Below are 12,949 nucleotides of genomic sequence, written 5' to 3' on the forward strand. Positions count from 1 at the left end.
CGCACCGGCCCGGCGTCCGCGCCGGCCGCGCTCGTGGACGGCGTGCAACGCACCGGCCCGGCGTCACCCGAACGCGGCCTCGCGTGCGGGCTTCAGGCCCGCAGCCACTCGGTGACGATCACCTCCGCGCCGGTCCGCAGCCGCAGGGCGAACGGGCCGGCCGGTGGGGTCTCGCCGGTGAACCGGCCGAGGGTGTCGGCGGTGAGCGGGGAGGCCGTCTGCGGGCCGCCGAGGACCTCGATCCGCACCGACTGCGGCGGCAGCACCTGGCCGATCAGCCCGTCCGCGGTCACCTCCACGTCGACGGTCACCTCACCCGCGCGGAACGTCAGCATGCGCGGCGGATCCATGACGCCCCTGACCGGCAGCGCGTCCACCAGCGAGTCGAAGGTCAGCTCGGCGAGCCGGGCGTCCAGGTCGTGCAGCGCGAAGGCGTCCAGGGCGGTCTGGAGCAGCTCGGCCGGGACGGGGTCCAGGACGGCGGCGGCCTGGCGCAGCTCCTCCTCCAGCAGGGCGTCCGCGAACGCCTCCTCGTCCGGGCCCGTTCCCCCGGTCGTCCGGTTGTCGTCGTCGCCGTTCACACCGCACCCCGTGCGTCCATCCGGGCCCGCAGCCGGCGCAGGCAGCGCTGGCGCAGTGGGCCGATACTGCCGACCGCGATGCCGAGCGCGGCCGAGATCTCCCCGTAGCTGGGCGGCGGCGAGGCCATCAGCACGCGCAGCAACTGCCGGCAGCGCTCGCCCAGTCCGTCCAGCTCCTGCCACAGGCGGCGGACCCGCTCGGCACGGTCCGCCGCCTCCTCCGAATCGATCAGCGACTCCTCCGGCGTGCGGTCCTCGCTGGCCCGGTCCAGCACACGCGGATCGTCGGTCAGGGTCAGCCGCGCCATGCCTCTGAGCACCTTGAGGCACTCGTGGCGGGCCGTACTGGCCAGCCAGGCACCGGTCTTCTCGGGCTCCCGGATACCGCCCAGATGCTGGGCGAAGCGGAACCACACGGTCTGGAAGACCTCGTGCCCGTCGGCGTCCGACAGCCGGTGGGCGCGCACCACCGACCAGACCAGGGGACTCATCCCTTCCACCAGCGCCTTCCAGGCCGCGGCGTCCCCGTCGACGGCGGACTGGACCAACGCGCCGACCTCTGTTCGGTCCACGGCTCCACCCCTTGTGTACGGCACGTCATCGTACGCCGTGGAGCGGAGCGTTCCGGACCTCATGCGGGCAGAGCCGGGATCGCGGCCGGGACGGGGCGCCAGGTGGGCGGGCGGAGCGCCGGGACGCGCGCCCCTCGCACCTCGGCCTGTTCCGTGGTGGCCGCCAGCAGCCCGGCCCCGGCCGCGCGCGGGTCGCGCTCGCGGTACGCCGACATCCGGGCGGCCACGAGGCCCGCGACCAGCGGGGTGGCGAAGGAGGTGCCGCTCCACTGCGCGAGACCGTCGAACATCACCTGGTCCGGCTTGGCGCCGGTGCTCTCCCGGCCCTCGCTCAGCACGCCGGTGTGGCGCGGGAACTGGCAGGTGCAGGCGTAGTCGGCGTCGCCGAACCGGCAGGTGTCGAAGGTGGAGTGCTGGTAGATGTACGGCACGGGGGTGGTGAAGCCGGTGAGGGCGCTGGTGAGGCGCTCACCGGGGGCGTGCACACGCACCCAGGGGCCGTGATTGGTGAAGCAGGCCCCGGACTCGCCGTCCGCGCGCAGGGCGCCGACCGACAGCACGCTGTCGGCGTACTCGGGCAGGGCGGCGTAGGCGGCGGGCCAGAACGGGGTGTCGCTGCCGTTGTTGCCGGCGGCGGCCACCAGCAGGGTGCGCTGGTCGCGCAGTTCGCGCATGAACGCGTGCAGCCCGATCAGGCCGTCGGTGTCCTCGCTGGGCGTGCCTGCGGAGAGGCTGATGATGTCCGGCCAGCCGTCCCGGTCGACCGCTTCGAAGAGCAGGGCGCCGAACTCGGACTCCAGGACGGCGCCGGCGTCGTTGAGGGTGCCCCGGACGCTGATGTCGGTGTTGGGCGCGACGGCCGCGAGGATCCCGGCGATGAAGGTGCCGTGGCCGACGTACTGGCGGAGCACTCCGTCGCCGTCGGTCTCGGTGAGCTGGGCGTCGCCCGTGGTGTGGGCGAGCAGCGGGTAGGAGCGGTGGTCGTGCATCAGACCGGTGTCGATCACGAGGACCCCGACCGCCGTCGCCGGGTCGTACCGCTCCTCGGCGGCACCGGGGTTGACGCTCTCGGTGCGCGGGACGGGCACCGGCTCGTCACCGGGGCAGGCGTTGACCGGCGCGATGTGCACCACGTGGTTGCGGCCGGCCAGCCGGCGCCCCTGACGGGCCTCGGCCGCCCGCACGGCGCGCAGGGCGTGCGGCACGCTGTCCTCGCCCTCCGCCGGGTCGCCCACCCGGATGCGGGTCACCCCGGTGCGGCCGGCCTGCGGGCCGACGCGGCGCACATGGTCGGGGACGAGACCGGCGGTCTCGGTGAAGTGGGTGCGCACGGCGTCCTCGACGAACCCGGCCTCCGCGCCGTCCCGGACGAGGACGACACCCTTCTCGTAGAGCAGTCCGGCGGAGTCGTCCGGTCCCATGGTCAGCGGGACGTCCGGCAAGGAGCGCTGGATGTGGTGGAACTGCTCGTGGAATCGCTGTGGTGCCATGTGGTGTCCTCCCCCTGGAGACGGTGTCCGACAGTGAGAGTCGCGGACCCGCCGTCTGATACAGCAGGCCACTACCATGCGAGACGTGACGGCGGGAAGCGAGTCGATTCTCGAACTGCTGCCCTTGGTGTTCGCCGACCCGGGCGAGGCCCGGGCACGCGCGGAACACCTCCTGCGCGCCGGTCCGCCGCCGCTGCACGCCAGCGTCGCCCACCAGGTACTGGGCATCTGGCAGCGCGACTTCGGCGATCTGCGGATCGCGCTGCGGCATCTGCGGCGGGCCCGGGACCTGGCCGCGCGCGCCGAGTCGGCCGACCGCGAGGCCGATGTGCTGGCGACGCTGGGGGTCGCACTGGTGCACGCGGGGCGCACGCGGCAGGGGCTCGCGTCGTTCGAGCGGGGCGTGGCCCGGGGCAGCGGTCACACCCGGGCCCGGGTGCTGTACCGGCGGGCCTATGTCTGGTGGGTGCTGGGGCGGCACCGGGAGGCACTGGAGGACGTACGGCGGGCCCTGCCGGTGCTGCGGCAGCTCGCCGACGACATCTGGACCGCGCGGGCGCTGACCCTCAGGGCCACCGTGCATCTGGCGCTCGGCGCGGTGGACCGGGCCGTCGCGGACTTCACGGCGGCGGAGCGGCTGTGGGACACCACCGGCCAGGAGCACGACAAGGCGGACGCGGTGGAGAGCCGGGGGCTCGCCGCGTTCCGGTCCGGGGACATCCCGGCGGCGCTGCGGCTGCTGGACGAGGCCGAGGAGCGGTACGCCAAGCTGGGCACCCCCACGTACAACCTGTCGATCCGGCGCTGCGAGGTGCTGATGGCGGCGGGGCTGGCCCCGGAGGCGCTGGCCGAGGCGGACGTGGCGATCGGGGTGCTGGACCGGATCGGCGGTCAGTCCACCCGCAAGGCCGAGCTGCTGCTCGCCGCCTCGTGGGCCGCCCGCTCGGCGGGGGACGCGCACACCGCCGTGGCCCGCGCCGCGGTCGCCGTACGGCTGTTCGCGGCGCAGCGCCGGACCTGGTGGGAGACGCACGCCCGGCTGGTGCTGCTGGAGGCGCGGGTGGCGGCGGGGCGCCGGTCGGGGCGGATGGTGGCGGACGCGGCGGCGGTCGCCGAGCGGCTGGCCTCCTTCGGTTCGCCCGCCGCGGCGGAGGCCTCGCTGCTCGCGGGCCGGATGGCTCTGGCGCTGGGCTGGACGGCGGACGCGGAACGGCATCTTGCGGTGGCCGCCCGCAGCCGGCACGGCGGGCCGCCGTCGGCCCGGATGACCGGCTGGGCGGCACAGGCGCTGCGGGCGCGGGCGGCCGGATCCCGGCGGGGGGTGCTGGAGGCGTGCCGGCGCGGGCTGGACGTGCTGGACGACCACCGGATGACGCTGGGCGCCCCGGAGCTGCGCGCCCACGCGACCGCGCAGGGCGCCGAACTGGCCGCGCTGGCCCAGGAGGTGACCCTCGACCAGGGCAGCCCGCGGCGGCTGCTGGTGTGGAGCGAGCGGTGGCGGGCGACGGTGCTGTCCGCGCCGCCGGCCCGGCCGCCCGAGGAGCCGGCGCTGCTGAGCGGTCTGACCGCCTACCGGGAGATCGCCGCGCGTGCGGAGGCCGCCCGCATGGACGGGCGTCCGGTGCCGGCGCTGGAGCGCGAGCAGCGGCGTCTGGAGCGGGAGATCCGCTCCCGCACCCGCCATACGGGCGGTGCCGCCGCCGGCGCGGGCGACCGCTTCGACGTGGGCCGTCTGCTGGACCGGCTCGGTGACGGACTGCTGGTGGAGCTGGCCGTGGTCGACGGCCGGGTGCACGTCCTGCTGTGCGGGCAGGGGAAGGTGCGGCGGTTCGCCGGCGGGTCGTTGGCGGAGGCGGTGGCCGAGGCCGAGCATGTGCAGGCCGGGCTGCGGCGACTCGCCCACCCCGGGGCCGAGGCGCGGCTGCCCCTCGTGGAGGCGGCCGGCCGGCGGCTGCAGGAGCTGCTGCTGGCCGGGGCGGTGCCGCAGCTGGGCTCGGGCCCGGTGGTGATCGTGCCGCCGGGGGCGCTGCACCGGGTGCCGTGGGCGTTGCTGCCGGCGCTGCGGGAGCGGGTGCTCAGCGTGTCGCCGTCGGCGGGCAGCTGGCTGCGCGCCCGGGAGACGGCGCCGCCGCGGGAGGGCCGGTCGGTGCTGGTGCGCGGCCCCGGGCTGGCGACGGGGGGCGCGGAGGTGCCCGAACTGGCCGACCGGTACGGCACGGCGACGGTCCTGGAGGGCGATGCCGCCCAGGTGCCCCGGGTGCTGGCGGAACTGGACGGCGCGGGCCTCGCGCACCTCGCGGCGCACGGCACGTTCCGCGCCGACAGCCCCCTGTTCTCCGCGCTCCGGATGGCCGACGGCCCGCTGATCGTCCACGACTTCGAGCGCCTGGCCCGCAGCCCGTACCGGATCATCCTGTCCAGCTGCGACACGGCCCGTCTCGCCTCGGTGGGCGCGGACGAACTCCTCGGCGTGGTCACGGCGTTGCTGCCGCTGGGCACGGCCGGTGTGGTGGCGAGCAGCGCCCCGGTGAACGACGCGGCGGTGGTGCCTCTGATGCTCGCCCTGCACAAGGGCCTCGGCGCGGGCCTGTCCCTGGCCGAGGCCCTCCGCGACGCCCGCGCGGCCCTGCCGGGCGACGCGCTCCACCAGGCGACGGGCTGGGCGTTCGCGGCGTTCGGGGCGGCGTGAGGGCGGCGCCCGGGAGTGCCTAGGCCGTCTCCCTCTCGGGCCCGTCGACCAGCCAGGGCAGCTCCCCCCGGTCCCCCGTGCCGAGCCGCGTGTACGCGCTGTACAGGTGGTTGCCGACCGTCCGCACGGACAGCGTCAGCTTCTGGGCGATCTCCCGGTTGCTCAGCCCGGCCGCCGCCAGGGCGACGATCTGCCGCTGCCGGGCGGTGAGTTCACCGAGGACGAGCCCGGTCAGCGCCGGTGTGCGGGCCCCTTGGCAACGGCGCGCCAGCGCGACCGCCCGGGTACGGGACAACCGGGCGGCACGGGGGTCCCGGTGCGCCCGGACGGCCTGCGCGTGCGCCTCCGCCGCGTACAGCACGAAGCCCCGCTCGGCCAGCTCCTCCGCGGCCCCGTCCAGCGCTGCCCCGTCACCGCGGGCCAGCGCGTCCGCGTGCCGTGCGAACACGCTCCCGGCCGGCAGCCGCCCGACCGCCCGCTCGGGCTCGCCCAGGCGTACGGCGCCGTAGAGGGCGTGGACGCCGTCCGGTTCGGCGGCTTCGCCCACCGTGCCTTCGGCGAGCCCCAGTTCGGTTCGGCACCCGGTGTGCGCCGGGGTCGCCCGCAGCCCCTCCCGGGCCCACGCCGCCGCCTCCCGCAGCTCGCCCCGCAACCGCGCGAACCGGGCGCGGACCGCGGCGTATCCGGCCGGCAGCGGGATGCCCTCCGTCAGCAGCCACTCTCCCACCGGCGTCGGTACCGGCCGGACGTCGAGCTGTTCCATCCGCCGGGCCAGGAGGCGCTGTTCCGCCGCGAGCGCGGGGCCGTGCGCGTCGGCGGCGCGGGCCAGCCGACGGGCCCGCAGCCGGCCGGTGGTGGCGCGCAGCGCGGCACCGTGCAGCGGATGAGCGAGGGTGACGGCACCCTCGTCGTCGACGTGGATCAGACCGTCCGTCTCCAGGCCGTCGAGGACGTCCGGGTCGAGTCCGTCCAGCGGCAGCGGCAGGGGTTCGGCGAAGGCGAGGCGTTCGAGGGTGCCGCGTTCGCCGGGGGCGGACCGCTCCAGCGCGGCGGCGAGCCGCTCCCGGACGGCCGGGGTGACGGGCAGCGGGCCCCGCCAGGCCCGCTCGCCGGTGCCCGGTAGGGGTGTCAGCCGGCCGGATCCGGCGAGCGCGGTCACCAGGTCGCGCAGCAGCCGCAGATCGCCCCGGCACGCCTCGTGCAGCCGGCGCACGGTGAGCGCTTCCAGCCCGGCGCCGGCGAGCAGCCGGGCGGTGTCCTCTCGGGGCAGCGGGTCGAGGGCCAGCCGGGGCAGCAGGTCCCCCGTCCACAGCCGGGACACCGCGCCGGGCGCGGGCTCACCGTCCGCCGCGGCCACCACCAGGCGGGTGCGCCCGTGCACGGCCAGCTGGTGCACCAGGGCGGCGGAGGTCTCGTCCAGCAACTGGGCGTCGTCCACGACGAGGAGGCGTACGCCGGACAGCGTCCGTACCGCGCGGTGCAGCGAGACGGTGTCGGGGAGCAGGTGCGCGAAGGCCGCGAGGGGCAGGTCCCGGGCCTCGGGGGTACCGGTCACGCGGACGTGGTCGGTGCCCCGGACCGCCTCCGTGATCAGCCGGGTCTTGCCGTGACCCGCCGGGCCGGTGACCACGATGCCGGGCCGTCCGGCGGTCAGCGCACCGCGCACCAGTTCCAGTTCGTCCGCCCGGCCCGTGAACGGCCAGGGCAGCTCCAGCGTCTTCGCGTCCTGCTCGTAAGTCCTCACACCGTTCAGAGCGCGCGTACTCAGTTTTGATACAGGGTGACTTGAGTAGCCCCCGACTCAGGCGCCCGGCGGCGGCGGACGGCACGCTGGCCGCATGACCCGACGCCTCTGCTCGCTTCCGCGGCAGCCGGCCCCGCCCTTCGGTGCGGGGTTGACCGCCGAGCGGCTGGGCGCGCTGCTCGCCGGGCGGCGGATGTGGGTCGACGGCACGGTCCTGCACTACTGCTTCCTGGACGCCCGCTCCGACACCTCGGTGATCCCGGTCCCCGGGACCGGGGAGCTGCGCCGGGTGCCCTGGGACGGCGGCGAGGAGCAGCGGGACGTGGTCCGCGGGTGTTTCCGCGAGTGGCAGGACCTCGGCATCGGCGTCACCTTCGCCGAGGTCGGCGACCGCCACGAGGCGGAGCTGCGGATCGGGTTCCAGGCCGGTGCCGGGTCCTGGTCGGCGATCGGCCGGGACGCGCTGTCGGTCGGCCGGGGCGAACGCACCATGAACCTCGGCTGGGACGTGACCGCGCCCGCGGAGCGGGGCACGGTCCTGCACCAGATCGGGCACGCGCTCGGCATGGTGCACGAGCACCAGAGCCCGTTCGCCGGGCTGCACTGGGACGACGAGGCGGTGTACGCCGAGCTGGCGGGGCCGCCGAACTTCTGGAGCCGGGAGACGACGGACACGAACGTGCTGCGCCCGCTGGACGCCTGTGAGGCGGGCGGCTCGGTGTGGGATCCGCAGTCGGTCATGGCGCTGCCGTTCGGGCCGGGGCTGGTGCTGGAGCCGGAGCAGTACCGCGGGGGACTGTGTCCGCCCGGCACCCCCTCCCCGGCCGACAAGGAGTTCGTGCTCCGCTGGTACCCGCCGACCGGGCCGTCCGGGCCGGGCGCGCTGGTGCCGTTCCGGTCCGTACCGCTCGGTCTCGGGCCGGGCGAGCAGGCCGACTTCACCGTCGCGCCGCCGGAGACCCGCGAGTACACCGTGGGCACCTTCGGCGACGCCGACACCGTGCTGGTCGTCTTCGAGGAGCGCGACGGGGAACCGCGCTTCCTCGCGGGACACGACGACGGCGGTACGCCGGACAACGCCGCCGTCCGGGTCAGGCTGGTCAAGGGCCGCCGCTACGCCGTCCGGGTCCGCCTGTACTCGACGTGGGGATCGGGGGAGACAGCGGTCATGTGCTGGTGACGGCACACGGACCGCACAGAGCCACAGTCCGGCACCGGGGGAGCGGGCGCGGACGTCACCTACGGGGGAGGTGACGTCCGCGCCCACGCCGTTGTCCGGTACGCGACGCCGGTGTGTCCGCCCGCGAACGCCGTGTGTCCGCGCGCGACGTGCGTGTTTCCGTCGTGCGAACGGTCCCTCCGGTACGGCGACAGGGGCATGAGGGGCGTGTGAGCATGACCGCATGCTCCCGGGAGAGGATCGCGCCGCCCGGCGGGTGCTGACGGTCTGTCTGGCCGCCGGGGTGACCACCCTGCTGGACCAGTCGGTTCTCAACATCGCCGTGCCGGCCCTGCGTCAGTCGCTGTCGGCGGGCGCCACCGACGTGCAGTGGATCGTGGCGGGGTACTCGCTCTCCTTCGGCCTGGTTCTGGTGCCCGGCGGCGGCCTCGGTGATGTGCGCGGTCGCAAAGGGCTCTTTCTGCTCGGCCTTTCGGTGTTCGTGCTGTGCGGGCTGGTCGCCGCGACGGGTGTCACGCCCGGCACGGTGGTGGCGGCTCGGCTGGCGCAGGGGGCGGGCGCGGGACTGGTCAACTCCCAGGTGATCGGCACCCTCCAGGACGTCTTCCGGGGCCTGGACCGGGCCCGCGCGCTGGGCCTGTACGCGGTCACGGCCGGGGTGGCCGCGGCGCTGGGGCCGGCCCTGGGCGGCGTGCTGGTCGCGGTGTGCGGGCCGGACGGCGGCTGGCGGCTGTGTCTGCTGCTGAGCACGCCCTGCGGACTGCTCACCCTGTGGCTGGCGGCCCGGTGGCTGCCGCCGGGCCGACGGGTGGCCCCGCACGGCGGGCTCGATCTGTGGGGCATCGGGTGCGTGGCGGCACTGACACTGTCGCTGATGCTGCCGTTCATCCGCCCACCGGGCGGCGCCGGTACGGCAGCCCTGTGGGCGGTGGCCGCGGTCGGGGCCGCCGGTGCGCTGGTGCTGGGCCAGCGGTGGCGGGTACGGACGGGCCGGACACCGCTGGTGCATCCGTCCCTGGCCCGCTCGGTGCCCTACGCGCTGGGAACGGCCGTGGCGATGGCGCAGTTCGGTGCGACGCTGGCCGCCGGTCTCGTGCTCACCCTGTTCCTCCAGTCGGGCCTCGGGCTGTCCGCGCTCGCCGCGGCGGCGGTGACCCTGCCGTCGGCCGTGGCGATGGGTGTGGCGTCGGCGGTGGCGTGGCGGGTCGTACGGCGGCTCGGCGAGCGGACGGTGACCGTGGGTCTGGCCCTCGGCGTGCTCGCCCTGCTGGCCGGTGCGCTGGCGGCGGCCCTCGTCCCGGCCGCCGCCCTGCCGTTCGCGCTGGCCGCGGTCCAGCTGGCCGCGGGCGCCGCGTCCGGGCTGACCGTCTCCCCCAACCAGGCCCGGGTGCTGCAGCACGCGCCCGCCGCGGCGGCCGGGGTGGCGGGCGGCATCCTGCAGATGGCGCAGCGGGTGGCCGCCGCGGTGTGCCTGAGTGCCGTCTCCGGGATCTATCTGCGGGGCGCGGCCGGCCCGGCGGGTCCTCCGCGCGCCGCGTACGCGCAGGCGTCGCTGGTGTGCGCCGGTCTCCTCGCCACCGCCCTGGTGCTGTCACTGGCCCCGCGCCACCGTGCGCCGCGGAGCCCGAGCGGTGTGCGCCCGCCGGGGCGGAGCCGTCAGCGGTCCGGCTCCCTGGGCCGGCCGGGGCCCTTGGACCCCTCCTCCAGGGAGCCGTCGTAGAGCGAGGCGTTCTCGCGGGAGTGACGCGTTCGCCGGAGAACCCCCGGCTCGCGTACGAGTGCTGCGTCGGACACGCCGAGTGGTGCACCGGCGCGCGCGGCCGGGGGCTGCCGGGCCGGCTCAGGGAGCGGTGCGCAGCGGTTCCACGCCGATGACCTTGCGGTACACCCGGGCACCGTCGCCGTAGTCGTCCACGGCGTAGTGCCAGGTGGCCTGGTTGTCCCAGAGGACGAAGTCGCCGGGCCGCCAGCCGAAGCGGATCGTGTAGTCCGGCGAGGACGCGTGCCGCAGGAGATGGTCGAGCAGGGCCCGGCCCTCCTGCGGGGTGACACCGGTGAGCCGGAGGGCGGAGGAGCTGATGAAGAGCCCCTTACGGCCGGTGAGAGGGTGCTCCCGTACGACGGGGTGCTCGACCGTCGTCTCCCCCACCGCCGTCTTCCTGCTTCCCTGCGCGTAGTTCTGCGGGTTGCCGTCGTACACCGCCCGCACGTCGGCCAGCAGCGTCTTGAAGGGCTCGGACAGATCGTCGTAGGCGGCCTGCAGATCCGCCCACAGGGTGTGCCCGCCCAGGTCCGGCACCTCCTGGTAGGTCAGCGACTCGATGGCGAAGACCGGGGTGCGCCACAGGCCGCCGATGTGCCAGGTGCTGGCCTTGCCGGTCTGCCGCACGTTGTACGGGTAGACCAGCGGGCTGTCCGGGTGGCGTACGGCGGTGGGGTGGTCGAAGGCCTCCGCGAACAGGCGTACCGCCGCGACATGCTGTGCGGGCGTCAGCTGCTGGTCGCGGAAGACCAGCACCTTGTGGTCGCGGAAGGCCCGGCGCAGCGCGTCGGCCGTGGTCTCGTCCACGGGGCGGGTCAGGTCGACACCGGTCACCTCCGCTCCGAAGCGCGGGCCGGCCCGGTGGATGACGAGGTTCGTGTCGGGATGCGTGACAGTGGTCATGCCCATCTCCTTGGATCGCCGTGCGGACGGGGAACCCCGGGGCGGCACACGGAGGAGCTGCTGCTCGGGACTCCGTGCGGGGCCGGGGCGGTGGGAGAAGTCAGGCGTGTCGACAGGCCGACGCGCCGGTGCGCGCCAGGTCCAGGTGCAGTCTGCGGGACAACGCCGGGGTGGTCACTCCACCACGGTAGGCAGAGGCCCCCGCTCCGGGCCAGGGCCCACCATTGCACTCGCGTGAACTTTCGCCCGCGCCGCCCGCCCGCGGCCCGGCCGGGGGCACGATGACGCCATGCTCATCGTCCTCGGGGGCCTCCCGGCCACGGGCAAGACGACCTTGGCGCGTCTGCTCGCGGCCCGTACCGGCGCCGTGCATCTGCGGGTCGACACGATCGAACAGGCGCTGGTCCGCTCGGGCCTGGCCGCACATCCGGTGGGCCCGGCGGGCTATGTCGTGGGCTACGCGCTGGCCGAGGAGCACGTGCGGCAGGGCCTGCGGGTGATCGCCGAGTCGGTGAACCCGCTGGCCGTGACGCGGGACGCCTGGCGGGACGCGGCCGTCCGGGCGGGTGTGCCCGTGGTGGAGGTGGAGGTCGTCTGCTCGGACCGCGCCGAGCACCGGCGCCGGGTGGCCTCCCGGACGACGGATGTCGCGGGGCTGCCGCTGCCCGGCTGGCGGGAGGTGACCGGCCGGGAGTACGAGCCGTGGAACCGCGCGCACCTCGTGATCGACACCGCCGGGCGCAGTCCCGAGGAGTGCCTGCCCCCGCTGCTCGGGGCCGTGTCGGCGGCGGCGGACGACAGGCTTCCGCCGCTGCCCCCCGTCGGGAGCCCGCACTCCGTTCGGGCCCCGGCGCACCGGTCGGACCGGGAGGCGTGAGCCGGGGCCGCCCGCCCTATCCGCGCTGCCACTCCTTCGCCAGCAGCTCGTAGGAGCGGACCCGGGCCGAGTGGTCGTGGGTGATGGTCGTGACGAGGAGTTCGTCGGCGCCCGTCGCCTCCTGGAGCTGGGCGAGCCGGTCGGCGACGCGGCCCGGTGAGCCGACGAAACGGGTGTCGAGCCGGTCCTGGACCAGTGCCTGGTCCTCCTCCGTCCACGCGTGCGCGCGGGCCTGGGCCGGCGTCGGGTAGGCGATGGCGCCCTCCGCCGTGCGGATGCTGCGCACCCACAGGCCGTACCCGGCGGCGAGTTCCCGGGCGGTGTCGTCGTCCTCGGCGACCACGACGTCGGCGGAGACGCTGACGTACGGCTTGTCCAGGACGTCGGAGGGCCGGAAGCGGGCCCGGTAGCCGTCCACGGCCTCCAGGACCGTGCCGGGGCTGATGTGGTAGTTGGCGGCGAACCGCAGGCCCCGCTCGCCGGCGACCGCGGCGCTCACCCCGCCGCTGCTGCCCAGGATCCACACCTGCACCTCGGCGCCCTCGCCCGGTACGGCATGTGCCTCGATGCCGTCCGGGGAGCGGTAGGTGCCGGCGAGCAGGGCGAGGATGTCGTCGATCTGCTCGCCGTACTCCTGCGGCTCGGCGTTCGGCAGCTGGAGCAGTCTGCGCTGGAGGGCGACGAAGGGCGAGTCGAGGAGGTTCTCGAAGGAGAAGCGGGGCGGGATGAGCAGCCCGCCCGGCGCACGGCCGGCCACCACCGGGGTGGCCTGGGCGAGCGGAGGCCGCGCTCCCGGTGGCCCACCGCCCGCGGAGCGGCCGAGGCCCAGGTCGAGCCGGCCGGGGTGCAGGGCGTCGATCAGGCCGAACTCCTCGACCGTGGACAGCGCGGTGCGGTGGCCGAGCTGGACCGCCCCCGAGCCCAGCCGGATGGTGGAGGTCGCGGCGGCGGTCAGGGCCAGGACGACCGCGGGGGACGTGCCGGCCACGCCGGGGTTGAGGTGGTGCTCGGCGAACCAGTAGCGGGCGTAGCCGAACTGCTCGGCGTGCCGGGCGAGGTCGATGGAGTTGCGCAGCGCCTCGGGCGCGCTCGAACCGGACGCGATGGGCACCAGGTCGAGGACGCCCAGCGGTATGCCGGAGGACATGGGG

General features: G+C 75.7%; 10 protein-coding genes. 4 read left to right on the forward strand and 6 right to left on the reverse strand.

Going from position 1 to position 12,949, the window contains the following annotated elements:
- Nucleotides 1-92 precede the first annotated feature (92 nt).
- The 3 genes from ACZ7KF_RS07685 to ACZ7KF_RS07695 are packed head-to-tail and all read right to left on the reverse strand — an operon-like array spanning nt 93 to nt 2,643.
- Nucleotides 93-581: a hypothetical protein gene (locus tag ACZ7KF_RS07685; RefSeq protein WP_471070101.1), complete on the reverse strand. Its 489-nt coding sequence runs from the start codon at nt 579-581 to the stop codon at nt 93-95.
- Nucleotides 578-1,216 carry an RNA polymerase sigma factor gene (locus tag ACZ7KF_RS07690; RefSeq protein WP_471070103.1) on the reverse strand — a complete coding sequence of 213 codons (639 nt, stop codon included), beginning with the start codon at nt 1,214-1,216 and terminating at the stop codon, nt 578-580. Before ACZ7KF_RS07690 ends, ACZ7KF_RS07685 begins: the two co-directional genes overlap by 4 nt.
- Nucleotides 1,213-2,643 carry a S8/S53 family peptidase gene (locus ACZ7KF_RS07695; protein WP_471070105.1) on the reverse strand — a complete coding sequence of 477 codons (1,431 nt, stop codon included), beginning with the start codon at nt 2,641-2,643 and terminating at the stop codon, nt 1,213-1,215. Before ACZ7KF_RS07695 ends, ACZ7KF_RS07690 begins: the two co-directional genes overlap by 4 nt.
- Before the next feature lie 85 nt (nt 2,644-2,728).
- Between ACZ7KF_RS07695 and ACZ7KF_RS07700 the strand changes: the two genes are divergently transcribed.
- Nucleotides 2,729-5,332 carry a CHAT domain-containing protein gene (locus tag ACZ7KF_RS07700; protein ID WP_471070107.1) on the forward strand — a complete coding sequence of 868 codons (2,604 nt, stop codon included), beginning with the start codon at nt 2,729-2,731 and terminating at the stop codon, nt 5,330-5,332.
- A gap of 19 nt (nt 5,333-5,351) precedes the next feature.
- Here the strand turns inward: ACZ7KF_RS07700 and ACZ7KF_RS07705 are convergent, their stop codons facing one another.
- Nucleotides 5,352-7,076 carry a LuxR family transcriptional regulator AbsR2 gene (locus ACZ7KF_RS07705; RefSeq protein ID WP_471070109.1) on the reverse strand — a complete coding sequence of 575 codons (1,725 nt, stop codon included), beginning with the start codon at nt 7,074-7,076 and terminating at the stop codon, nt 5,352-5,354.
- A 94-nt stretch (nt 7,077-7,170) separates the two neighbouring features.
- Here ACZ7KF_RS07705 and absR1 point away from each other — a divergent pair, with 94 nt between their 5' ends.
- The gene (absR1, locus tag ACZ7KF_RS07710; protein WP_471070111.1) at nt 7,171-8,256 is read left to right on the forward strand and encodes a beta-glucuronidase AbsR1; all 1,086 of its coding nucleotides are present in this window, start codon (nt 7,171-7,173) and stop codon (nt 8,254-8,256) included.
- 223 nt (nt 8,257-8,479) lie between these two features.
- Complete coding sequence (locus ACZ7KF_RS07715) at nt 8,480-9,976, forward strand: MFS transporter (protein WP_471070113.1); 1,497 nt, start codon at nt 8,480-8,482, stop codon at nt 9,974-9,976.
- A gap of 120 nt (nt 9,977-10,096) precedes the next feature.
- On the opposite strand, the gene ACZ7KF_RS07720 is transcribed toward ACZ7KF_RS07715, so the two are convergent.
- A complete protein-coding gene (locus ACZ7KF_RS07720) occupies nt 10,097-10,921 on the reverse strand; it encodes a TauD/TfdA dioxygenase family protein (protein WP_471070115.1) in 825 nt (274 codons plus the stop codon).
- Between the two features lie 289 nt (nt 10,922-11,210).
- On the opposite strand from ACZ7KF_RS07720, the gene ACZ7KF_RS07725 reads away from it, so the two are divergent.
- A complete protein-coding gene (locus tag ACZ7KF_RS07725) occupies nt 11,211-11,798 on the forward strand; it encodes a P-loop nucleotide/nucleoside kinase family protein (RefSeq protein WP_471070117.1) in 588 nt (195 codons plus the stop codon).
- 16 nt (nt 11,799-11,814) lie between these two features.
- Here the strand turns inward: ACZ7KF_RS07725 and ACZ7KF_RS07730 are convergent, their stop codons facing one another.
- The gene (locus ACZ7KF_RS07730; RefSeq protein WP_471070119.1) at nt 11,815-12,945 is read right to left on the reverse strand and encodes an LLM class flavin-dependent oxidoreductase; all 1,131 of its coding nucleotides are present in this window, start codon (nt 12,943-12,945) and stop codon (nt 11,815-11,817) included.
- Between the last annotated feature and the right edge of the window lie 4 nt (nt 12,946-12,949).

It is taken from the genome of Streptomyces sp. NPDC038200, assembly GCF_055600785.1.